Origin of the sequence: Achromobacter sp. HZ34 (assembly GCF_002209485.1) — a bacterium.
GTDB lineage: Bacteria > Pseudomonadota > Gammaproteobacteria > Burkholderiales > Burkholderiaceae_B > Bordetella_C.
Genome location: NZ_NJIX01000005.1, coordinates 42,529 through 65,612, shown reverse-complemented (window position 1 = coordinate 65,612; position 23,084 = coordinate 42,529). Strand labels below are relative to the sequence as shown.

Annotated in this window: 19 protein-coding genes; 10 read left to right on the top strand and 9 right to left on the bottom strand. The window is 66.4% G+C overall.

Features of this window, described 5'->3' with window-relative positions:
* Positions 1-82 precede the first annotated feature (82 nt).
* Both CEY05_RS20040 and CEY05_RS20035 read left to right on the top strand, forming a co-directional pair.
* Positions 83-1,357, top strand: a complete 1,275-nt coding sequence (locus CEY05_RS20040; protein ID WP_158219360.1) for an ATP-binding protein — start codon at positions 83-85, stop codon at positions 1,355-1,357.
* A 130-nt stretch (positions 1,358-1,487) separates the two neighbouring features.
* Entirely contained in the window at positions 1,488-2,150 is a 663-nt protein-coding gene (locus CEY05_RS20035; RefSeq protein ID WP_088597559.1) for a DUF4142 domain-containing protein, read from the top strand.
* 83 nt (positions 2,151-2,233) lie between these two features.
* Here CEY05_RS20035 and CEY05_RS20030 read toward each other — a convergent pair whose 3' ends face one another.
* Together CEY05_RS20030 and CEY05_RS20025 are read right to left on the bottom strand one after the other, a co-directional pair.
* Positions 2,234-2,446 (bottom strand): hypothetical protein, encoded by a 213-nt coding sequence (locus CEY05_RS20030; protein ID WP_088597560.1) that lies wholly within the window; start codon positions 2,444-2,446, stop codon positions 2,234-2,236.
* 20 nt (positions 2,447-2,466) lie between these two features.
* Positions 2,467-2,946: a hemerythrin domain-containing protein gene (locus tag CEY05_RS20025; RefSeq protein ID WP_088597561.1), complete on the bottom strand. Its 480-nt coding sequence runs from the start codon at positions 2,944-2,946 to the stop codon at positions 2,467-2,469.
* Positions 2,947-3,447: 501 nt separating this feature from the next.
* Between CEY05_RS20025 and CEY05_RS20020 the strand changes: the two genes are divergently transcribed.
* From CEY05_RS20020 to CEY05_RS20000, 5 genes are all read left to right on the top strand, one after another.
* Positions 3,448-5,022, top strand: coding sequence for a DUF1800 family protein (locus tag CEY05_RS20020; RefSeq protein WP_088597742.1), 1,575 nt, complete (start codon positions 3,448-3,450; stop codon positions 5,020-5,022).
* Positions 5,022-6,467, top strand: coding sequence for a DUF1501 domain-containing protein (locus CEY05_RS20015; RefSeq protein ID WP_369825976.1), 1,446 nt, complete (start codon positions 5,022-5,024; stop codon positions 6,465-6,467). Before CEY05_RS20020 ends, CEY05_RS20015 begins: the two co-directional genes overlap by 1 nt.
* A 158-nt stretch (positions 6,468-6,625) precedes the next feature.
* Positions 6,626-7,381, top strand: a complete 756-nt coding sequence (locus CEY05_RS20010) for a lytic transglycosylase domain-containing protein (RefSeq protein WP_088597563.1) — start codon at positions 6,626-6,628, stop codon at positions 7,379-7,381.
* A 124-nt stretch (positions 7,382-7,505) separates the two neighbouring features.
* The gene (locus CEY05_RS20005; RefSeq protein WP_088597564.1) at positions 7,506-8,132 is read left to right on the top strand and encodes a phosphatase PAP2 family protein; all 627 of its coding nucleotides are present in this window, start codon (positions 7,506-7,508) and stop codon (positions 8,130-8,132) included.
* Between the two features lie 59 nt (positions 8,133-8,191).
* Positions 8,192-9,637 (top strand): MFS transporter, encoded by a 1,446-nt coding sequence (locus CEY05_RS20000; protein WP_255407779.1) that lies wholly within the window; start codon positions 8,192-8,194, stop codon positions 9,635-9,637.
* Between the two features lie 102 nt (positions 9,638-9,739).
* Here CEY05_RS20000 and CEY05_RS19995 read toward each other — a convergent pair whose 3' ends face one another.
* Positions 9,740-10,213: a DUF2501 domain-containing protein gene (locus CEY05_RS19995; protein WP_088597566.1), complete on the bottom strand. Its 474-nt coding sequence runs from the start codon at positions 10,211-10,213 to the stop codon at positions 9,740-9,742.
* Positions 10,214-10,378: 165 nt separating this feature from the next.
* On the opposite strand from CEY05_RS19995, the gene CEY05_RS19990 reads away from it, so the two are divergent.
* Both CEY05_RS19990 and CEY05_RS19985 read left to right on the top strand, forming a co-directional pair.
* The gene (locus CEY05_RS19990) at positions 10,379-11,362 is read left to right on the top strand and encodes an NAD(P)-dependent oxidoreductase (protein WP_088597567.1); all 984 of its coding nucleotides are present in this window, start codon (positions 10,379-10,381) and stop codon (positions 11,360-11,362) included.
* A gap of 271 nt (positions 11,363-11,633) precedes the next feature.
* The gene (locus CEY05_RS19985) at positions 11,634-12,149 is read left to right on the top strand and encodes a hypothetical protein (RefSeq protein WP_088597568.1); all 516 of its coding nucleotides are present in this window, start codon (positions 11,634-11,636) and stop codon (positions 12,147-12,149) included.
* Here CEY05_RS19985 and CEY05_RS19980 read toward each other — a convergent pair.
* Entirely contained in the window at positions 12,146-13,117 is a 972-nt protein-coding gene (locus CEY05_RS19980) for a LysR family transcriptional regulator (protein ID WP_088597569.1), read from the bottom strand. The genes CEY05_RS19985 and CEY05_RS19980 overlap by 4 nt on opposite strands.
* A gap of 178 nt (positions 13,118-13,295) precedes the next feature.
* Between CEY05_RS19980 and CEY05_RS19975 the strand changes: the two genes are divergently transcribed.
* Positions 13,296-14,462 (top strand): mandelate racemase/muconate lactonizing enzyme family protein, encoded by a 1,167-nt coding sequence (locus CEY05_RS19975; RefSeq protein ID WP_088597570.1) that lies wholly within the window; start codon positions 13,296-13,298, stop codon positions 14,460-14,462.
* Positions 14,463-14,516: 54 nt separating this feature from the next.
* On the opposite strand, the gene CEY05_RS19970 is transcribed toward CEY05_RS19975, so the two are convergent.
* Genes CEY05_RS19970 through tkt form a run of 5 tightly spaced genes read right to left on the bottom strand, consistent with a single transcriptional unit; the run spans position 14,517 to position 23,068 of the window.
* Positions 14,517-15,530 (bottom strand): Cof-type HAD-IIB family hydrolase, encoded by a 1,014-nt coding sequence (locus tag CEY05_RS19970; protein ID WP_088597571.1) that lies wholly within the window; start codon positions 15,528-15,530, stop codon positions 14,517-14,519.
* Positions 15,512-17,041, bottom strand: a complete 1,530-nt coding sequence (gene zwf, locus CEY05_RS19965; RefSeq protein WP_088597572.1) for a glucose-6-phosphate dehydrogenase — start codon at positions 17,039-17,041, stop codon at positions 15,512-15,514. Before zwf ends, CEY05_RS19970 begins: the two co-directional genes overlap by 19 nt.
* Complete coding sequence (gnd, locus tag CEY05_RS19960) at positions 17,041-18,132, bottom strand: phosphogluconate dehydrogenase (NAD(+)-dependent, decarboxylating) (protein ID WP_088597573.1); 1,092 nt, start codon at positions 18,130-18,132, stop codon at positions 17,041-17,043. Before gnd ends, zwf begins: the two co-directional genes overlap by 1 nt.
* Before the next feature lie 14 nt (positions 18,133-18,146).
* Positions 18,147-20,993, bottom strand: coding sequence for a bifunctional transaldolase/phosoglucose isomerase (locus tag CEY05_RS19955; RefSeq protein WP_088597574.1), 2,847 nt, complete (start codon positions 20,991-20,993; stop codon positions 18,147-18,149).
* The gene (tkt, locus tag CEY05_RS19950; RefSeq protein ID WP_088597575.1) at positions 20,990-23,068 is read right to left on the bottom strand and encodes a transketolase; all 2,079 of its coding nucleotides are present in this window, start codon (positions 23,066-23,068) and stop codon (positions 20,990-20,992) included. The genes CEY05_RS19955 and tkt overlap by 4 nt, the downstream gene beginning before the upstream one ends.
* Positions 23,069-23,084 lie beyond the last annotated feature (16 nt).

Below are 23,084 nucleotides of genomic sequence, written 5' to 3'. Positions count from 1 at the left end.
ACGTCTAGTAACAGAGCGATACGTCGTCTTCACTGTGGCAGTGCGAGCATGGCGCCCATCGCCTACGTTTTATCGCATGTCCATGTCAGGTCCTTCCGATCAAAACACGCTGGTGCCGGGGCCGCCTTCCATCGCTTTCGACACCGATCAACCCGACCTCCCCGCTGCAGGGCAGGCGTCCGAGCGTCCCGAGCAACCCCTGCTCGACGCTCTGTTCCGGCAGCGCAAACTGGACGCGCTGAGCCATTTGACCGGTGGCCTCGCGCACGACTTCAACAACATCCTGCAAGGGTTGCTGGGTTCCCTGCAACTGGCGCAGCGGCGCCTGGCGACCGGCGAGGCCGACAAGGCGGGCCGTCTCATCGACGCCAGCCTGGCGGCCGGCCGCCGCGCCGCGGGGCTGACGCATCGCCTGCTGGCTTTCGCGCAACGCCAATCGCTGGATCCCAAACCTGTCGATGTCGCCTCGCTGTTGCGGTCCATGGAGACGACGTTGCGGGCGGCCGTGGGCCCTGACATCGTCTTGAACCTGGAAGTGGCCACCGATCTGGCGCCCACGCTATGCGATGCGCGCCAGCTGGAAAGCGCCTTGCTGGGCATGACCGCCAATGCGCGCGATGCCATGGCCGATGGCGGCACGCTGACGGTGGCGCTCACGCAAGAGATCCTGACCGAAGAAAGCGCCGCGGAGGAAAACCTGCTGCCCGGCGCCTATACCTGCCTGACCGTCACTGACACCGGCATCGGCATGACGCCGGATGTCAGCGAACGCGCTTTCGATCCTTTCTTCACGACCAAGCCCATCGGCCAGGGAACGGGCCTGGGGCTGTCCATGATCTACGGCTACGTCAAGCAGTCCGATGGCAGCATCGCCTTGCGTAGCGGCGATGGCGAGGGCACGCGCCTGCGTATCCTGCTGCCGCAGGTGATGAAGTTGCCGCAGGCCATCCAGGGTGAAGGACAGATCGTGGCGTCCTCCGGCGCCAATCCGCTGGTGCTGGTGGTCGATGATGACGACATGGTGCGCGAACTGGTGACCCAGATATTGGCCGATGCGGGCTATCGCACCATCGCGGCCGGCGATGCCATTGCCGCCATCACGGTGCTGCGCGGCGGTGTCATGCCCGATCTGCTGTTGACCGACGTCGGCCTGCCGGGTTTGAACGGCCGCCAGCTGGCCGACGCCGCGCGTGAATTGCAGCCGGCGCAGAAAGTGCTGTTCATGACCGGCTATGCGGCCAATGCCGTGGTGGGCGGTGGTGAAGCGCTGGATCACGGCATGTCCATATTGATGAAGCCGTTCGAAGTCGGCGAGTTGACGGCCAAGGTGGCGGAGATGCTGGAAAGCCGGCACTGAATGTGGCCACTGAGCGTGGCCACTGCGTGTGGTCAGCCAGGGCAGGGGAAATGGCTTTGCGCCCGCCTCCGGGGGGAGCATCGGTAGCGATCGCAGCGGCGATCGTCTCAATGATCGTCAGGAGACAGTCATGAGTATTTCCATACGGACCGGACAGACCAGCGCGACTTTTCTCAGGAACATCGCCCTGTGCGCCACCCTGGTGTTGTCGGCCAGCGCCGCCTGCAACAGCCAGGCGGCCGACTTGAGCCGGCGCGACCAGCGCTTTCTGTTGCAGGCGGGGCAGGCCGGCCTGTTCGAAATGGCAGCCAGCAAGCTTGCCCTGGACCAGTCCGGCAATGACGACGTCAAGCGTTTCGCCCAGATGATGATCACCGACCACACGGCGGTGGCGCGCGACCTGCAGGCCCTGGCCGACAGCAAGGGCGCGCAACTACCCACGGAGCCGTCGCGGGCACAGCAGTCCCTGCTGCGCCAGTTGCAGAACTCCCAGCGCAATCGATTCGACCGGGCCTATGTGGAAAAAGTGGCGGTCAGCGCCCACCGCGATGCCGTCAAACTGTTCACGGACGCGGCGAGGAATGCCCGCGATGCGGACGTCAAGGCTTTCGCCGCGAAGAACCTGCCGGCCTTGCAAGGGCACCTGGACAAGGGCAGGGAGCTACGCACGACAGTGCGCAACAGCAATCCCGCCGGCTGGCTGGGCGATCATCCGCAGAAACCGGCCGCGCCGCCCGCCCCTGTCTCGCCCGCTTCCCCGGCGGCGCCCGCCAGCGTGGTACCCGGCAAATAGGGCCCACGCGCACGGTTTGGACGGCGCCGCCCAATAAAAAAACGCACCGCGTCGCGGTGCGTTTTCCTGGGCACGTTGCCCGCCTACTGGACGACTTCCATCGATTCCAGCGCCCGGATGCCATCCAGCGCGGCGTCCGTCGGCGTGCGAAACACGTGCTCGGATTGGATAACGTGAGGCACGGTCGTCTTACCCGTGTCGACGACCTCCACTTCCCATCGGAACCCGCCTTGGGTAACCGGCGCCAGCCATAACGTGGCGCGCGATTGCTGGGTTTCCTTAGTCAGTATTTTCATCGTGCCTCAGTCCCACCATCTCAGGCAATGTGCGCTTCGATGGTTATTTCGTCCTTGCGTTGCTGCATTTGCGCGCCAATGTCGCGCAAGTCTTCATTCATCACGATCAGCTTGGGATACAGCTCGCCCTCTTCGCCGTTGACGTGGTGGCTGGTCAATTCGCCCAGCACCGCGACCTTGGCGTGGAACATGCTGTCATCCGAGGTCATGCCCTGGATCTGCGCGATCAGGCTGCGGATGCACGAGTGCTCGACCATGGCCTTGTCGATCAGGTAGCCGAAAGCCGCTTCGTTACGCGCCCGGACGTAGGGGTAAAAAAGCTCTTCTTCGATTTGCGCGATGACCGTCAGCGTCAGGCACGCCTCATGGGCGATGGCCTCGCGGGTCTCGGCGTCCTTTTCACGGCTGAAAGCCTTGAAAAGGTGCTTGATCTTGAAATGATCATCCAGCATCAGTCCCAGCGCGTCGCGTTGGGCGAGAGGGATTTCAGCCTTGTCCATAACATTCTCCTAATCCGCGGGGTAGCCGCAATGGCGCGGCGCAGCACTTGAGCAAGTCGCGTGCCTGGCCGAAATAAAGGGGAAGGAACGAACGGCGGCACCGTTGTGGTGCGCCGCCCGTGCCAGTCTGAAGGCCTTTTTCCAAGGCTAGTCCCCAGGGCTGCTTCAGGGCATAGTCAGCCGCTGGGTGAGGGAAGTTTTGCAAAAAACGGCCCTCTGGCGCCACCATCCCGAAGGATGAGGCGCGGCCTTTTTCGGATGATGACCATGCGGGAAACCATCGCATGTTTCTGGGGATGAGCAGATTTTTTCAATGCTGACGTTGCCGCACAGCAAAAAATGGCGCCCTCTCCGCGAAGGCAAGACAGGATTACAAGGGTGCGCCGCGGATTTTCCTCCTGCATAGGGATGAGGAAAGGTCCAAAGCCCTAATCCTTCACCGCGCTTCTCCCCCAAACGCAGCGGTTGTAAGCCCGCGATGGCATGGCTATGGTGGTCCGCATGCCAGCCACCGCCACCGCTCCTTCGCTTAACGCCCCAGGTCCTGCGCCAGGCCCTGGCCCCGCTCCAACCGCCGGGCAGGCCTCGCGCTTCCTGGCGCAGGCTACGTTCGGACCTACGCCCGCCGAGATCGACCGGGTGGTGGCCATGGGCTACGCCCGCTGGGTGGATGAGCAGCTGGCCGCGCCGCATTCGCAGTCCCATTTCGACTGGCTGGTGGCGATGGGCAAGAACACCGAAGCCTATAAGGGCAACGGCATCAATGCGCCCCTGGAAGCCACGCTGTGGCGCAAGTTCATCGCGGCGCCCGACCAGTTGCGCACCCGCGCCGCCTTCGCGTTCTCCGAAATCTTCGTCATCAACGTGCTGTCCATTTCGGCTTCCTGGCCCATGTTCGGCGCGGCGTCCTTCATGGATACGTTGTCCACGCACAGCCTGGGCAATTTCCGCGACATGCTGGAAGGCGTCACGCGCAGCCTGGCCATGGGCTGCATGCTCACCTATCGTGGCAGCCGCAAGGAAGACGTCAAGACCGGCCGTTCGCCCGATGAAAACTACGCGCGCGAGGTGATGCAGCTGTTCACCATCGGCCTGTACGAGCTCAACCCCGACGGCAGCCTGAAGCTGCGCGACGGCAAGGCGGTGGAGACCTATACCAACGACGACGTGCGGGGCCTGGCCAAAGTGTTCACCGGCTGGGACCTGGCGGGACAGGAAACGGAACCGGAGTGCCAGCGCCGTCCCATGGCCTTGAATCCGGCCAACCATTCGATGTCGGAGAAGCGTTTCCTGGGAACGGTGATTCCACCGGGCACCGGCGGGATGGAGTCCTTGCGCATTGCCCTGGATACCTTGTGCGCCCATCCCAACGTCGGCCCCTTCATCGGCACGCAGCTGATACAGCGGCTGGTCACCAGCAATCCCAGCCCCGCTTACGTGGGCCGCGTCGCGGCGGCCTTCGCCGACAACGGCAAGGGCCGGCGCGGCGACCTGGGCGCGGTACTGCGGGCCGTGTTGCTGGATCCGGAAGCGCGCGCGCCCGAGCTGAACGCGCCCACCTGGGGCAAGGTGCGGGAACCCATCGTGCGCTTCGCCGCGTGGGCGCGGGCTTTCGGCGCCACCTCGCGCAATGGGCAATGGTCCATGCCGGATACGACCGACAGCACCATCCGCCTGGGACAGAGTCCTTTGCGGGCGCCGTCGGTGTTCAACTTCTTCCGCCCGCGCTTCACGCCGCCCAATACCGCCATCGCGCAGCTGGGGCTGGTGGCGCCGGAATTCCAGATCACGGACGAGACCAGCGTGGCGGGCTACCTGAACTTCCTGGCGATCTACGTCGATCGTGGTTGGGAGGATGTGCAGACCGATTACGCGGCCGAGGTGGCGCTGGCCGACGATACGCAGGCGCTGTTGCGGCGGGTGACCCTGCTGCTGGCGGGCGATGCGTTCAACCCGGCCACCGCGCGCGTCATCGCCGATGCGGTGGCGGAGATCCCGGCGCCCCGCAAGCTGGACCGCGTACGCGCCGCCATCATGCTGGTCGCGGCGACACCGGAATACCTGGTGCAGAAATGATGAACAGCAAAACCACGCGACGTGAGTTCCTGCGGCGGGCTTCCCTGCTCGGCATGAGCGGCACCGCCGCCCCATTGGCGCTGCAGATGGCCGCGGTGGGGGCGGCCGCGGCGGTGGCGCAGCCGGCGGTAGCCGCGGGCCAGGCCACGGCGGGGCAGTCGGGCGCCGCCACTGCGGCCGCGCCCGTCGACGACTACAAAGCCCTGGTCTGCATCTTCCTGTACGGCGGCAACGACCCCTACAACACCATCGTCCCTTACGACGCCACGCGCCACGCCCGCTATTTCCAGGCCCGCGCCGACATCGCGCTGGCGCGTGACAAGCTGGCCGCCACCGTGCTCAAGCCCAAGGATGCCTTGCCGGGCGACCAGGCCTACGCCTTGGCACCTGGTCTGGCGCCACTGCTGCCGTGGTTCGAACGGGGCCAGTTGGCGGTGCAGTTGAACGTCGGCCCGCTGGCCCAGCCCACCACCAAGCGCGACTACGTCGGCGCCCGCGTGCCGTTGCCGCCCAAGCTGTTCTCGCACAACGACCAGCAGGCCTACTGGCAGGCATTGGCGCCGGAAGGCGCGACGTCCGGCTGGGGCGGCCGCCTGGCGGACCTCTTCATCGCGGCCAATGCCAATGCCACCTTCACGGGCGTGACGGCGGGCGGTAGCGCGCTGCTGCTGGCGGGACGCCATGTCAGCGCCTACCGCGTCAGTCCGGCGGGCTCCACCCCCATCGAACTACTGCAACGGGACACCTACGGTTCGACGACGTGCACCGATCTCATGCGCCTGCTGATCACGCAGTCCGGCGAGCATCTGTTCGAGCGTCAGCATGCGGCCCTGGTGGCGCGTTCCATCCGCGCCGACGCGCGCCTGCGTACCGCCTTGGCGCGCGATAGCGTGGGCGGCGCTTTCGCCACGCCATTGGCGGCGCAGTTGAAGATCGTGGCGCGCATGATCGCCGCGCGCGACACCTTGGGCATGCGCCGCCAGGTGTTCTTCGTGACGCAGAATGGCTACGACAACCACGATGGCCTGAACGACGTGCATCCCGGCCTGTTGCGCGAACTGGGCGGCGCCATGGCCGAGTTCCAGCAGGCGCTGGACGCCATGGGCGTGGCTGGCCAGGTGACCACCTTCAGCGCCTCGGAGTTCGGCCGCACGCTGGTGTCCAACGGCAATGGTTCCGATCACGGTTGGGGGGGCCATCACCTGGTGCTGGGCGGGGCGGTGCGCGGTGGCCGGTTCTACGGCAAGCATCCCGAATTGGCATTGGACGGGCCGGGTTTCGTCGACCATGGCCGCATGTTGCCGGACGTGGCGGTGGATCAGTTCGGCGCCACGCTGGCAACCTGGTTCGGCGCCGGCGCCGGGACGCTCGACGACGTATTCCCGAACCTGCGCCGCTTCGACGGCCGCGACCTGGGGTTCATGCAGGATCCGAGCAAAGCGTAGTCATCTATCCCCTTGAGGGATGGCAAAGCTCCCCCATCGGCCTGAGAGACAAGCGCAGCGGGGCTGGGTCATGATGCGTTTTCCGGGGGCGGATACAGGCGGCGCGACGCGTTGCCCGGGGACCGCGTGTGTGCGTCGGGCCATGGAATGCGACGACGATGATGACACTGTGGCCATCCCTGGCAAGACGAGTGATCATGGCGGGGCTGTTGACCGCGGCGGTATTGGCGCTGTGGCCGGATAGCGCGGTGGCGGGCGACGTCTACCGCTACCGGGATCCCTTCGGCAACGCGCGCTCCATGGTGGTGCCCAAGGGCTATGCCAAGTACTACCAGCGCGCCCAGAACCGCGCGAAGGCGCGGGCGGCACCCTTGCGGATAGCGGACTTCGCACCGGTCGCGCTGGCAATGCCGCCCGTGGCCGAGGGGGATCCGGGCCTGGACTTGGGACTGAACCTGGGCGCAAGCGAGAATGCCCGTATCCGCGATCTGCTGGCGCATCCGGGGATGGAAAGCTATCGCGGCATCATTTCCAAGGCCGCCGCCGATGCGGGTGTGGACAGTGCCTTGCTGGGCGCTGTCATCGCCGTGGAGTCGGGCTTTCGCAAGGACGCCCGCTCACCGCGTGGCGCACTGGGCCTGATGCAGTTGATGCCAGGCACGGCGGCCAGTCTGGTGAAGCAGGAGGACATCGAGGCGGCACTGGTGGACCCGGCCACCAACGTCAACGCCGGCTCGCGTCACCTGCGCAGTTTGCTGGACCGTTATCCCGGGCGCCTGGACCTGGCCTTGGCCGCCTACAATGCAGGACCCGGGGCGGTGGCCAAGTACGATGACGTGCCGCCCTATGCGGAAACGCGCCAGTATGTGCGCGACGTCATCGCGCTGTATGCGCGGTACAAGAACGGGCATTAGCGAAGCTGGGCAGGACAAGGGCAGCCTGCCAGCGTCAAAGAACGATCGGAGTGTGGTTCGACCGCATGTGAACTTCCGTTGTGCCGCTCGGTCTGACGGCTGAATCTTTTTTGCAGGGCAGGGCATGTCTTCCTTTTGGGTTTTTCTATCGGCCATCGGCGAATCGCGTCTGCTGGTGCCGGCTGCCGTATTGGCGACGCTGTTCCTGGTCGCCTCGGAGCGTGTCACGGTCATCAAGTGGGCCTGCGCCTTCGCCATCGCGGCGCTGGTCGTGCTGGTGTCCAAGCTTGCCTTCCTGGGCTGGGGCTATGGCTGGGAAGCCATAGACTTCACGGGCTTCAGCGGCCATTCCATGGTCAGCGCGGCCATTTATCCCGTGCTGGGTTACGCCCTGGGTAATGTGCATTCGGAACGCGGAGCCCGCTGGGGCACGGCCGTCGGCGCGCTGCTGGCCATCTTGATCGGCATCTCGCGCCTGTACCTGCATGCGCATTCGCCGTCGGAAGTCATCCTGGGCCTGCTGATCGGCGGCATCGCATCCAGCGTGGTGCTGCTGAAATGGCCGGACCATCGCAGCGGCCTGCGGGTGGGCGCGGTGGCGCTGGGCTTCGTGGTGTCCACCGCGGCCAGTTATGTGGTCGTGCCGAAAGCGCGCACGCATGATCTGGTGGTGGTCATGGCGCTGAAACTGTCAGGTTCCGAACAGCCTTACTCGCGCGCGGCCTTGAACTGGAAACCGCTGACGTGGTGATGCCGCTGACGCTTTACTGAAATCGGTGGGGTGACGCCGCACGGTGTCATAATCACGGCCTGGGTCATACCTCGACCCTACGCCTCAACCCCCCGCCGCTTGCCACTGTAGCCATGCCACTCGCCCTGGGCGCTTTCATCGTTCCCCTGATCGTCGCCTGCGCGCTTTTCATGGAGAACGTCGACGCGACGGTGCTGGTCACCTCCCTGCCTGAACTGGCGCGCGACCTGGGCCAGGACCCGATCACCCTGAAGCTGGCGGTCACCAGCTACGTCGTGGGCCTGGGGGTGTTCATCCCCATCTGCGGCTGGGTGGCCGATCGCTTCGGTTCGCGTACCGTGTTCCGTACCGCCATCGGCGTGTTCATCGCAGGCTCGCTGCTGTGCGCGGCCTCCACGTCGCTGTTCACCTTCGTGCTGGCGCGTTTCGTGCAGGGCGTGGGCGGCGCCATGATGGTGCCGGTGGGCCGCATCATCATCTTCCGTTCGGTGGCACGCGCCGACTTCGTGCGCGCGGTCAACTACCTGACCATCCCCTCGCTGCTGGGGCCCGTGGTCGGGCCCTTGCTGGGCGGCTTCATCACCACGTATCTGCATTGGCGCCTGATGTTCTTCATCAATGTGCCTATCGGCATCCTCGGCATCTGGCTTGCCAACCGCCATATCGAGAACACCCGGATGCCGCATCCGGGGCCGCTGGACTGGATCGGCTTCCTGATGTCCGGCGGCGGCGCGGCGCTGTTCATGCTGGCCATGTCGCTGCTGGGCAGCGACATCATCGACACGCGCGACAACCTCATCATGGTGGCGGTGGGTGTACTCCTGCTGCTGGCGTACTGGTTCTATGCGCGGCGTGCGAAGAATCCCGTGCTGGACCTGAGCTTCCTGCGGGTGCCCACGTTTCACACCGCCGTGATCGGCGGGTCGCTGTTTCGCATCGGCCTGGGGGCGATTCCCTTCCTGCTGCCGCTGGCCTTGCAGGAAGGGCTGGGCATGACGCCTTTCGAAGCGGGCACCATCACCTGTGCCTCGGCCTTCGGCGCCCTGTTCATGAAGATGATCGCGCAGCCCGTGCTGCGCCGCTTCGGCTTCGGCCCGGTGCTGATGGTCAATGCCATCCTGTCGGGCGTGGCCATCGCCGTGTATGGCGCCTTCCATCCAGGCATGTCGCGCCTGGCGATCTGGTTCGTCGTGCTGTTTGGCGGCGTGTTCCCGTCGCTGCAGTTCACCGCCTTGAACGCCCTGGCGTACGCGGAGATCGAAAGCGCCGACGTCGGCCGTGCGACCAGCCTGTCGGCGGTGATCCAGCAGATGTCACTGGGCCTGGGCGTGGTGGTGGCGGGTATCGTGCTGCAGATTTCGCATTACGCGCAGGGGCATCCGCAGATCGTCTGGACCGACTTCTGGCCTGCCTTCCTGGTGCTGGGCCTGTGCTCGGTGGCGTCGGTGCCGGTCACCGCGCGCATGCCGCGCGGCGCCGGCCACGAATTGGCGGGCAAGCGCTGATCCAGCACTGCACCGAAGTCCGCGCAGTCCGGGCTTCGGTGTTGGCGTTCAGTGTTGGCGCTCAGTGCTGCCGCTCCGTGCCGCCCGCGCCGCCGTTGCCTGCTACAAGAAACCCTTGGCCTGCGCCAGCACGGCGTCGCAAGCCTTCTTGGTCACCTGTTCCTTCAGCCCGCTGCCGCTCAGGTCCACGCTCTTGCCGTCGCCGGTCTTCAGCAGTCCCTTGGCGCCGGACAGGTAGTCGTCGTTCTTCTCCGCCGGCTGGCCGCTGCTGCCGGTGATGCGGCTGGTCAGCTTGTCCTTCAGCGACGTCACGCCGTTGCCGCTCAGGTAGTTGTTCTTGATGCAGTATTGCAGCACGCCGGTGGCATTGCCCAGGCTGCCGGACTTGAGATTGCCGGAAGCCAGGTCGCCCAGCGCGGATGTGGCGCCGCCGCTGCTGCCGCTGTCCGTGCTCGCGCCGTGCCCGCTGCCGCCCAGCACGCCTTCCAGCTGCTTGAGCGACTGTGCCGCGGCCGGTCCGGCCAAGGCCAGCGCCAAAGTGATTGCACCGCAACGCAGTACGGAATGTCGTTTCATGTCGGAACTCCTGGTCGTTCAGGCGGCCGTTCAGGTGATCGCTACTGGATCGCGCGATAATGTGCGGCGTCTGGCGCGTGGCCAGACACTTGAACCGTCGCGGCCGCCACGTTCATCGAGGTGGCCGGGCATCGTCGACTCGAATACATACTCAGGGGGACCAGCATGTCCGGGCAGAAGCCGCTACATATCCTGTTGTCACGCGCTACGGCGGAGCGCCTGCGCGAGCGTGTGGAAGAAGTGCTGAAGGGGCGTCCTCATGAATTGCTTATCGCTGAAGCGACGCGCGGTCACGGCCATGGTAACGCCGACATCGCCTACATTTCCCGCGAAGTTACCGGAAGTTCCACCAAACACGTTCTGACGGAATCGCTTGAAGCCTTTTACGAGTCGCTGCGCGGCTCGCCCACGCTGCAGTGGGTACACGTGCACTCGGCCGGACTGGACCGGCCCATCTTCCCGGAGTTGATGGCGCGCGGTGTAAAAGTTACGCCATCCTCCGGTGCCAATGCCGAACCGGTCATGCAGAACGCGCTGGCGGGCCTGCTGGCCCTGGCGCGCCACTTTCCTGAAACGATGCGGGCCCAGCGCGAAAACCGCTGGCTCAAGGCGGGCGAACTGACCATGCCGCGCGACCTGCGGGGCCAGAAGGCCGTGATCGTCGGCTGGGGCGTCATCGGCCAGCGCCTGGGCGAGATGCTGCGGGCCCTGGGCCTGCGGATTTCGGTGGTGCGCAGTAGCGCGCAGCCGGTGCAGGGGGCGCAGGAATGCGTGGCCTTCGAGGACATGGCGTCCATCCTGGGCGATGCCGACTGGCTGGTACTGGCCTGCCCGCTGACCGAACGCACGCGCTTCCTGGTCGATGGCGCCATGCTGGCGGCGTTGCCGGCGCGCGCCTGCCTGGTCAACGTCGCGCGCGGCGAAGTGGTGCGCGAGGCCGAATTGATCGCCGCGCTGCGTGAAGGCCGCCTGGCCGGCGCTTACCTGGATGTCTACGAGCACGAGCCGCTGGCGGCCGACTCGCCCCTGTGGCAGCTGCCCAACGTCATCGCCACGCCGCACTCGGCCGGCCATTCCGACGGCAACGCCGGACGGGTGGACGACATTTTCCTGGATTTGCTGGGGCGTTGGAGCGCCGAGCATCCCTGAGGCAGCCCGGCGGGGGCGCGGAGGGGCAGGGGGATACATGACAGAACGCGCGTCATGTCATCTCCCGGTCACGAATCAAGGCGCAGACTTGCGACTGATACAGCTAAGGCATTGAAAAGCGTGCATAATTCGTCCGCTCGGGCCGGATTCGGCGGCGCGGGCCTGCGCTGGGGTATCATCCGGGCCGAGTTTCAAGCTTCGCTTAGCAATGAAAGGGCAACCTCTACGATTCGCTGCAGACCTCATCGCGCCCATCCTGGATGGGCGCAAAGTGCAGACACGCCGTATCCTGAAGCCGCAGCCCCCGCAAACCACGTCGGGCTGGCTGCGGGAGATGGGACCCAACGCCAAGTGGGTTGCCGTCGAGGAAACGGTGCCTGGCCGTCCGCCGCGCCGGCGCGTCCGGCGCGCCACCTGTCCTTATGGCGAACCCGGGCAGACCATCCCCCTCTATGACGAGGAAGGCAATGCCTTCGCGCTGGCCCTGCTGGTGGGCCTGCGGCTGCAGCGCCTGCAGGACATCAGCGACGCCGACGTCGCTGCCGAAGGCTGCGTCAACCAGACCACGTCGCGCGGCGGTTTCCTGCCGGGCATGCCGATCAAATCCATCTTCGCGCTCAGTTGGTGCGAGACCTATGGCGCGCGCGCCTGGGCCGTCAACCCCTGGGTCTGGGTACTCGAATTCCGCATGCGCGAGGCCATCGTCGCCGCGGAAGTGGACCCGCGCCAGCAGGACCTGCTGGCCTCCCCGCAGCAGTCGCGCGTGCGTACGGGACTCTCCATCTAGGCTTGCGGCTGCTTTTGCTGCTGCTGCCTTTTCTGCTGCTTTTGCGGCTCCTCCGCGCGGCTTGGCCGCCTGGCCGCCTGGTCGAAGCTGGCCGCCATGAAATCGATGAAGCTGCGTACCCGCGCCGACATATGCTGGCGGCTTGAGTAGTAGACGAACAGGTCCGCCGGCTCCAGGGTGTAGGCGGGCAGCAGACGCCGCAAACGGCCCGTTTCCAGGTATTTCGCCAAGTCCCATTCCGAGCGGACCAGGATCCCGTGGCCGTCCAGGGCCCAGCCCAGCACGATGTCGCCATCGTTGCTGGCCAGTGCGCCGCTGACTTTCACCACTTCGGTCTGGCGGTCGCGCGTGAAACGCCACGCGCCATAGGCCTCGTCGTTCTGCCGGTGGATGATGCAGCGATGTTCCTGCAGGGCGGCCGGCGTCTGCGGCGCGCCGTGGCGGTTCAGGTAGGCGGGCGATGCGCACAGGAAGCGGCGGTTACTCAGTAGCCGCCGCGCGCTCAGGCGGCTGTCGGCCGGCTGGCCGAAGCGGATGGCCACGTCATAGCCTTGTTGCACCAGGTCCACCGGGCGGTCCGTGACCTCCAGCTGGACCTGCACGTCCGGGTGCTGGCGGGCGTAGTCGGAGACCAGCGGAGCGATCACCGTACGGCCGAAACCCAGGGTGGCGTTGACCCGCAGCAAGCCGCGCGGCTCCACGCGGCTGCCCGCCAGTTGATCCTCCATGGCCTGGATGTCGGCCAGGATGCGGGTGGCATGTTGCAGATAGGTTTCCCCCTCGCTGGTCAGGCTGACCCGCCGCGTGGTGCGATTGACCAGGCGCACGCCCAGCCTTTGCTCCATCTGCGCCAGCCGCTTGGTGGCCGCCGGCGGCGTGATGTCCAGGGCGCGCGCGGCGGCCGACAGGCTGCCGTGGCGGGCCAGCAGGGAGAAGAAGACCAGTTCCGGGGAAACCTCGTTTTTCATGCGTTATTTATAACCTGAAGTGAATGGTCTTTTCACTACAGGTGAATTCAGGGCGGCGTTCGATTCGTTAATCTAGCTTCCGTAATGTCCTGGCCATCCCGCGCCGCGCAGCAATGCTGGCAGGGATCCACGTGGCACGGGGGCATGCATTGCCAACCTCGATACCGCAGGAGACTCCATGAGAATCGTTGAAATCCGGGAAAAGACCGTTCCCATCAGCTCGCCCATCCGCAACGCGTACATCGACTTCAGCAAGATGACGCTGAGCCTGGTGGCCGTCATCACCGACGTCATCCGCGATGGCAAGCCGGTGGTCGGGTATGGCTTCAATTCCAATGGGCGTTATGGCCAGGGCATGCTGATGCGCGAGCGCTTCATCCCGCGCATCCTGGAAGCCGACCCGGACTCCCTGATCGACGATACCGGCGCCAACCTGGACCCGCACAAGATCTGGCAGACCATGTTCATCAACGAAAAGCCGGGCGGCCATGGCGAGCGTTCGGTGGCGATCGGTACGATGGACATGGCAATCTGGGACGCGGTAGCCAAGATCGCCAACAAGCCCCTGTTTCAGCTGCTGGCCGAGCGCTACGGCAACGGCACGCCCAATCGCAAGGTGTTCGTCTATGCTGCCGGTGGTTATTACTATCCCGGGCAGGACCACGGCAAGCTGAAGGACGAGATGCGCAGCTATCTGGACCGCGGCTACACAGTGGTGAAGAAGAAGATCGGCGGGGCGTCGCTGGACGAGGACCTGCGCCGCATCGATTCCATCCTCAGCGTGCTGCAGGATGGCCAGCGCCTGTGCGTGGACGCCAATGGCCGTTTCAACCTGGACACCGCCATTGCCTATGCCAAGGCGCTGTCGCAATACGACCTGTTCTGGTACGAGGAAGCCGGCGACCCCCTGGATTTCGAGTTGCAGGCAACGCTGCGCAACTACTACGACAAGCCCATGGCGACTGGCGAAAACCTGTTTTCCATGCAGGATGCCCGCAACCTGGTGCGTTATGGCGGCATGCGGCCGGACCGCGACTGGCTGCAGTTCGACTGCGCCTTGAGCTATGGGCTGGTGGAGTATCTGCGCACGCTGGACATGCTGCACCAGCACGGCTGGTCGCCCAGCCGCTGCATCCCGCACGGCGGCCACCAGATGTCGCTGAACATCGCCGCCGGCCTGGGGCTGGGCGGCAACGAGTCCTATCCGGACCTGTTCCAGCCGTATGGCGGCTTCCCGGATGGCGTCAAGGTGGAGAACAGCTACATCACCATGCCCGACCTGCCGGGCATCGGCTTCGAGGGCAAGGCCGACCTGATCAAGGAAATGCGAGCGTTGTCGGATTGAGGGAGGGCGCTTAACCGGGGCGCCACCCGCGGCACCCGGCCCGAGCCTGCCCCATCACCCGTGCCCCGCCGCCCCCGTGTTGCCCAGGATGATCTGATCGATCGCCTGCGCCAGCCCATCTTGCTCGTTGGACCCCGTGACGCGGCGTGCCTGCGCCCGCACGGCGGCATCGGCCTGGCCCATGGCGATGGACAGGCCGGCGCGCTTGAACATGGGGACGTCGTTGTCGCCGTCGCCGATGGCGGCAACGGCCGTCAGCGGCACGCCGACCTGGCGCGCCAGGGCCGACAGCGCATCGCCCTTGTTGGCGCGTGCATGCGTGATATCCAGGTAGTAGACCTGCGAGCGCATGGCCAGGGCATGCGGCGCGATGCGGGCGTTCAAGGTCTGTTCCAGCCGCGCCAGCAAGGCGGGATCCGAGCTGGCGGCGACGATCTTGTCGATGCGGTCCACGTAGGGCGAGAAATCCTCGACCACCACGCCGTCATAACCCAGCGTTTTCCTTTCCAGCGGCACGTACTCGCCGGCCGGGTCGCGCAACAGCCACTGGTCGTCCGCGAACACCCACGTTTCCACCTTTTCGCGCAGCAGCACGTCCAGCGTGGCGCGGGCATCGCGGCTGCTCAACCGCGTCGCTTCCAGGACTTCACCGCGCGCGCCGACGATGGCGCCGCCATTGAAGGCCGCCGTCGGCACCTTGATGTTCAGGGCCTGGATCAGCGGCAGCATGCCGCGCGGCGGCCGCGCGCTGACCAGCGTGAAACGCACGCCGGCCGCGCGCAGGCGGTTGACGGCCTCCACCGTGGCGGGCGCCAGGCTCTTGTCCGCGCGCAGCAGCGTGCCATCCACGTCGGACACCAGCAGGGCGATGCTGGACGTGTTCACCGGCTTGTCGGCGGCCACGCCCGCCCGCACGCGCACGCGCGCGGCCGCATCGGGTTCCTGGCCGCCGGCAATCCGGTGCGGCGTGCCGGCGTCCGTGCCTTCAGCAGCGTGGCCGGCCGCGGCGCCAAGCGCGACCCCGCCACCAGCGCCAAGCTTGCCGCCGTCTACTTCAGGCTGTGCCATGACCGTCCATCCCTGGCCAGCAGGTCGTCGGCCGCCTTGGGTCCGACGGAGCCCGCGGCATAGGGTTCGACGTGGGGATAATCGCGGAAGGCTTCCTGGAAAGGCTGCACCGCGCGCCAGCCGTTCTCGATGTTGTCGGCCCGCTGGAACAGCGTCTGGTCGCCCGTCATGCAGTCGTACAGCAGGGTTTCGTACCCGGTCGACGGCCGCATGGTGAAGAAGTCGGCGTAGGCGAAGCCCATCTCCACGTTGTCGATGGTCAGCGACGTACCGGGCCGCTTGGCCTGGAAGTCGAACCACATGCCTTCATCGGGCTGGATATTGATCATCAGGTAGTTGGGCCGCAACTCATCCACCGTGGTATCGCGGAACGGCGACATCGGTGCCGGCTTGAAGCAGATGGCGATCTGCGTGTTGCGCACGCCCATGCGCTTGCCGGTGCGCAGGTAGAAGGGCACGCCGGCCCAGCGCCAGTTGTCCACCCACAGCTTCAGCGCCACATACGTTTCGGTGGTGCTGTCGGGCGCCACGCGGTCTTCCTCGCGGTAGCCGTTCAGATGCTTGCCGTCGACGTCGGCCGCGACATATTGCCCGCGCACCGAATTGCGCAAGGCTTCGTCCGCGTTCTGCGGCCGGATGGCGGCCACCACCTTGGCTTTTTCACTGCGCACGGCATCGGCGTCGAACGCCGCGGGCGGCTCCATCGCCACCATGGCCAGCAGCTGGAACAGGTGGTTGGGCACCATATCGCGCAGGGCACCCGTAATCTCGTAGAAATTGCCGCGCGTTTCCACGCCCACGGTCTCGGCCGCCGTGATCTGCACGTGGTCGACATAGTGGTTGTTCCAGAACGCCTCGAACAGTCCGTTGGCGAAGCGGCTGACCAGAATGTTCTGCACCGTTTCCTTGCCCAGGTAATGGTCGATGCGATAGATCTGCTTCTCGTCCATCACCGACAGGATGCTGGCGTTCAACTCCTGGGCGGTGGCCAGGTCCGAGCCGAACGGCTTCTCGATGATCACGCGGCGGAAGGTATCGTCGCCTTCCTTCAGCAGCCCGGCCTTGGCCAGCCGCTGCACTACGTCGCAGAAGAAGCGCGGCGCCGTGGCCAGGTAGAAGATCGCGTTCTTGGTGCCCGATTCCTCGATGCGCTTGGCGATCTGCTGGTAGGTGTTGTCGTCGAGGAAGTCGCCTTCCAGGTAGGAAATGCGCGGCGCCAGGCCGTCCCAGATCTTCTGGTCGAAGCCGTCGCCGTCCTGCCCGCCTTCCTTGGACTTGGGACGGTTCTCGCGCATGAAGTCGGAAAGCCGGTTGCGGTAGTCGTCGTCGCTGACGGTATTGTGATCGACGCCGACAACGCGCAGCGCATCGCCCAGCAGGCCGTCGCGCGTCAGGTTGTACAGCGAAGGCACCAGCAGGCGCTTGACGAGATCGCCATGCGCGCCGAACAGGAATAGCGCGACGGGCGGCGCTTTCTCGGTACGCGAAGGCTTGGGTTTCTTTGCTGCCATTATTTCTTTTCCTCTACGTGGCCGCCAAAGCCGAAGCGCATGGCGGATAGGATCTTGTCGCCGAACGTCGCGTCCTGGCGCGAGCGGAAGCGCGCGAACAGGGACGCGGCCAGCACCGGTGCCGGCACTGCCTGCTCGACCGCGGCGTCGATCGTCCAGCGGCCTTCGCCGCTATCGGCCACTTCGCCGGAGAAGCCGGCCAGCTTGCCGTCCTTGGCCAGCGCGATGGCGGTCAGGTCCAGCAGCCAGGACGACACCACGCTGCCGCGCCGCCATACCTCGGCCACGTCGGCGACGTTGATGTCCAGGCGCTGGTCTTCCGGCAACTGGTCGGAGTTCTTGGTCTTGAGTACGTCGAAGCCTTCGGCATAGGCCTGCATCAGGCCGTACTCGATACCGTTATGCACCATCTTGACGAAGTGGCCGGCGCCGGCGGGACCGGCGTGGATATAGCCACGTTCCGGACGGTCGTCGTGGCCGTCGCGGCCAGGCGTGCGCTCGATATCGCCCAGGCCCGGGGCCAGGCAGGCGAACAGGGGATCCAGATGGCGCACCACCTTTTCCTCGCCGCCTATCATCATGCAGTAGCCCCGTTCCAGGCCCCAGATGCCGCCGGACGTGCCGACGTCCACGTACTCCAGCTGTTTGGCCTTCAGCGCCTTGGCGCGGCGCATGTCGTCCTTGTACATGGTGTTGCCGCCGTCGATGATGATGTCGCCCGGTTCGAGCAGGCCGGCCAGCGTATCGATCATGTGCTCGGTCACGCTGCCGGCCGGCAGCATGACCCAGATGGCGCGCGGCTTGGCCAGTTGCGCCACCAGCTTCTCCACGCTGTCCACGCCGACCGCGCCTTCGTCCTGCAAGGACTTGACCTTGTCCAGGCTGCGGTTGTAGACCACGACGTCGTGTTTGTCGCGCATCAGGCGGCGCGCGATGTTCGCGCCCATGCGGCCAAGTCCTATCAGTCCGAGTTGCATCGCCATTCTCCTGTCTGGACGGTGTGGGCAGCGATGGCCGGAACGGACATCCGCTGCGCGGCGCCGGATCGGCCGGCGCCTGGGTAGGGCGCCGGACCCGCCGGCGCCGTGCATAACGGGGGCGGGGATCAGCGTGACTGCAGTACGCGCGTGGCGGCCTCCAGCAGGCGGGTCAGGCCGGCATCGACGCGGCCGCCCTTGATGTGGACGCGCAGATAGCGGCGGCCGCGTTCGGCCAGCACCTGCAGGTCGCCGATGGCCTGCGCCGCCTGTACCGTACCGAAGCTGATCTTGCGCCCCGGGATGGCCAGGTCGTGCGCGGGGTCGGCGGTGATCTGCAGGAAGACGCCGCTGTTCGGGCCGCCCTTGTAGGCCTGGCCGGTCGAGTGCAGGAAGCGCGGACCGAAGCCGCCCACCGTGGCGACGCGGCGCTGGTCGCGGATCAGCGTGCGCAAGGCGGTCACGATTTCCTCATGCGCCGGATTGCGGGCGACGTACGCCAGCACCGCCGCGTAGTCGCCGGCCCGCAGCCGCGCCAGGTGCGCGCCCAGGGCGCCTTCCAGCGTGCCGTCGGCGCGCAGCGCGGCATCGCCGCAGAGGGTCAGGTCGCCGTCGGTCAGCAGCGGGGTCTCCTCCGCCAGCTTGCCGGTTTGCTCGTAGGCGTCGGTGAGGGCGCGCGTCTTGACCTTGCTGGCTTCGACGTCAGGCTGATCGAAGGGATCGATGCCGATCACCGCCCCCGCCACTGCCGTGGCGATTTCCCAGCGGAAGAATTCCTGGCCGATGGCGCCGGCGCGCGGCAGGGTGACGCGCACCACCGGATGGCCGGCATCGGCCAGCGCCTGGATGGGGGCGTCCAGCTTGCGATCGTCGCCTTCGCGGTACAGGTAGGCGAACACGCGGTCCTGGCCATAGTCGCCGGGCTTGCCCACCGGTTCCAGGTCCACCGGCACGATGCCCTTGCCATGCTTGCCGGTGGATTCGGCCACCAGCTGTTCCAGCCACGAGCCCACACTGGCCAGCGTGGGCGATGCGAACACCGTCAGCTTGTCGCGGCCGGAAACCGCGGCCGCGCCCAGGATGGCGCCCAGGCGCACGCCCGGGTTGGCCGACGGCGGCGCCGACGGGCCGCAGGCACGCACCATGGGCTGGGTGGTTTCCATGAAGGCGGCGACGTCATGGCCGAGCACGCCCAGGGGCACCAGGCCGAATACCGACAGCACCGAATACCGTCCGCCGATGGCGGGGTCGCCGTGGAAGATGGCGCGGAACTTGGCTTCCTTGGCGGCGGCTTCCAGCTTGGAGCCGGGGTCGGTGACGGCAACGAAATGGCGGCCGGCATCGCCCGCGCCCACCGCCTTGACGGTGGCGGCGTGGAAATAGGCGTTGAGGACTTCCGGTTCCAGGGTCGAGCCGGATTTACTGGAGACGATGAACAGCGTGCGCGCAATGTCGATGGCCTGTTCCACCGCGCCGATTTCATCGGGGCTGGTGGAGTCCAGCGCATGCAGCTTCAAGCCCTTGCCAGCGGTGCCCAGCGTCTGCGCAAGCACTTCCGGGCCCAGGCTGGAACCGCCCATGCCCAGCAACACGGCGTGGGTGTAGCCGTCGGCCTGCACTTCGCGCGCCAGCTTGGCGATGGCGGCCGGGTCGGCCTGGCGGCCCTGGCCGGCAGCCAGCCAGCCCACCCATTTGCCTTCGGGGCCACCGGTCCACATGCTGGCGTCACCTTGCCACAGGCGGCGCGTCCAGCCTTCGGCGCGGGCGCGTTCCAGCGCCTTGCCGGCGGCATCTTCGAGCGCCTCGGGCAATTGGTAGGCCACTGCGTTCAGGCGCTCGCCCAGGAAGGTGTTGCGCTTGCCCGCCACCGAACCCAGCAGGGCGTCAAAGGCGTCGGAGAACTGGCCTGTGCCGTCGTCCACCAGGTCGGTGGTGACCTGGTCCAGGTGCAGGCCCAGGCGTTGGGCTTCGTCCAGGGTGTGCTGGGCGCCGGCCACGTCTTGCGTCAGCGCAGGGGACACCGTGCCGCCATGGCGGAAGGCGTCCATGGTGGCCGACGGCATGGTGTTGACCGTGTCGGGTCCGATCAGGGTATCGACGTACAGCGTGGCGGGATAGGCCGGATTCTTGGTGCCGGTGGATGCCCACAGCAGGCGTTGCGGTTGCGCGCCGCGCTCGGCCAATGCCTTCCAGCGGTGGCTGGAGATCAACTGCTCGTAGTCCTGGTAGGCCAGCTTGGCATTGGCGATCGCCACCTTGCCTTGCAGGGCCTTCAGCGCGCTGGCGTCGGCGTCGCCGGCGGCCAGGCGGTCGGCGATGGCCTTGTCGATGCGCGAGTCGATACGGCTGACGAAGAAGCTGGCGACGCTGGCGATGCGCTTGATGTCGCCGCCGGCCTTGACGCGCTGCTCCAGGCCCTGGACATAGGCGTCGGCCACCTGGGCGTAGGCGTCGCGCGAGAACAGCAGCGTGACGTTGACGTTGATGCCTTCAGAGATCAGCTGGCGGATGGCGGGCACGCCCTGCACCGTGCCAGGCACCTTGATCATCAGGTTGGGGCGCTTGACCGCCTGCCACAGGCGGCGCGCTTCGGCCAGCGTCGCTTCCGTGTCATAGGCCAGGTAGGGCGACACTTCCAGGCTGACGTAGCCGTCCTTGCCGTCGAGCTTGTCGTAGACCGGGCGCAGTACATCGGCCGCGGCCTGGATGTCCTGCACCGCCAGGTGTTCATAGACCGCGCCGGCGTCGGTGTCGGCGCTGTCCAGGAATTCCTTCATGGCGCTGTCGTAGGCGCTGCCGTGGCCGATGGCCTTCTCGAAAATGCTCGGGTTGGACGTGACCCCGGTCAGGCTGTCCTCGGCCACCAGCTTGGCCAGGCCGCCATTGGCGATGAATTCGCGGCTGAGGAAGTCCAGCCAGATGGCCTGGCCGGCCTTGGCCAGTTGGCGCAGTTTGTTGTTGCTGTCAGTGCTCATTGAATACTCCCATGCTTCTTGGCCTGTTCGCGCGCGGCGCGAACCACATTTTCTATCGTGAATCCGAATTTGGCTTGTAATTTCGCGATGGGCGCCGAGGCGCCAAAGCTGTGCATGACGATCTTGTCACCGGTGGCGCCGATGTAGCGGTCCCAGCCCATGGGGCCGGCCTGTTCCACGGCCACCCGGCCGGGCACCGACGGCGGCAGCACGCTGTCGCGATAGGCCTGGTCCTGCTCTTCGAACAAGTCCCAGCTGGGCATGGAAACCACCCGGGCGGCAACGCCTTCGCTGGTCAGTTGGTCATAGGCCTGCAGGCACAGCGACACTTCGCTGCCGGTGGCCATCAGGATCACTTGCGGCTGCTTCGACGCGCAATCGGCCAGCACGTAGGCGCCGCGTTCGGTGCCGGTGGCCGCGGCGTACTTGGCACGGTCCAGCGTGGGCAGCGGCTGGCGCGACAGCACCAGGCAGGTCGGGCGATGCGTCTGCCGCAGGGCGATCTTCCAGGCCTCGGCCGTCTCGTTGGCGTCGCAGGGCCGCAGGACCCGCATGCTGGGGATGCCGCGCAACTGCGCCATCTGCTCGATGGGCTGGTGGGTGGGACCGTCTTCGCCCAGGCCGATGGAGTCATGGGTGAACACGAACACCACGGGCAGCTCCATCAGCGCGGCCAGCCGCATCGGCGGCTTCATGTAGTCGCTGAAGATCAGGAAGGTGGCGGTGTAGGAGCGCAGGCCGCACAGCGCCATGCCGTTGGCGATGGCGCCCATGGCGTGCTCGCGCACGCCGAAATGCATGTTGCGGCCACTGGGTGTGTCGGCCTGCAGGCTGCCGGCGCCGTCGAAGGTCAGGTTGGTCTTGGTGGAGGGGGCCAGGTCGGCGGCGCCGCCCAGCACCCATGGGATGCCCTTGGCGCAGGCGTTGAGGATCTGGCCGCCGGTCTCGCGGCTGGCCTTGCCCTTCGCATCGGCGGGGAAGACGGGGACGTCTTTCTCCCAGCCGGCCGGCAGCGTGCCGTCGATCTGATGGCGCAGATCGGCGGCCAGGTCCGGCGCCAGCGATTTGAACTTGCCCTGCCATTGTTGCCAGGCGCCGGCGCCGCGCTGGTTCATGGCGTCACGCAGGCGGTGGCGCACTTCGTCGGGCACGCGGAATTGGGCGTCCTCCGGCCAGCCGTAGGCTTTCTTGGCCAGGCGCACTTCTTCCTCGCCCAGGGCTTCGCCGTGCGCGGCCGCCGTGTTGTGCTTGTTGGGTGCGCCATAGCCGATGATGCTGTCCACCACGATCAGGGTGGGGCGGTCATCGGTGGCCTGGAACGCCTCGATGGCGCGCGCGAACGCTTCGGTATCGTTGGCATCGCGCACATGCACCGTGTGCCAGCCATAAGCGGCGAAGCGCGCGGCGACGTCTTCGGTGAAGGCCAGTTCGGTATGGCCTTCGATGCTGATGGTGTTGTTGTCGTAGATCCAGCAGAGATTGGCAAGCTTCTGGTGGCCGGCCAGTGACGCGGCTTCGCTGGCCACCCCTTCCATCATGTCGCCGTCGCCGCAGATGACATAGACGTTGTAGTCGAACAGGGTGGTGCCGCCCTGGTTATAACGGCTGGCCAGGTGGCGCTGGGCCAGCGCCATGCCCACGCTGTTGGCGCAACCCTGGCCCAGCGGGCCGGTGGTGGTTTCCACGCCGGTGGTCAGGCCGTACTCCGGGTGGCCCGGCGTCTTCGAATCGAGCTGGCGGAACTGCTTGATGTCGTCCAGGCTGACGGCGGGCTGACCGGTGGGCTTGTCCTCGCGGTCCAGTTCCACCACACCCGCCAGGTGCAGCAGTCCATACAGCAGCATGGACGCATGGCCGGCGGACAGCACGAAGCGGTCGCGGTTGGGCCAGTCGGGATGGGCCGGGTCGTAGCGCAGGAAGCGGCTCCACAGGGTGTAGCCCACGGGAGCCAGGGCCATGGGCGTGCCGGGGTGGCCGGAATTGGCCTTTTGCACGGCATCCATGGCCAGGGTGCGCAAGGTGTTGATAGCGAGTTGATCGAGCGGATCGGAAGCGGGGGAAGATGTGGGGGTCATCGAAGCTCTCTCGGGT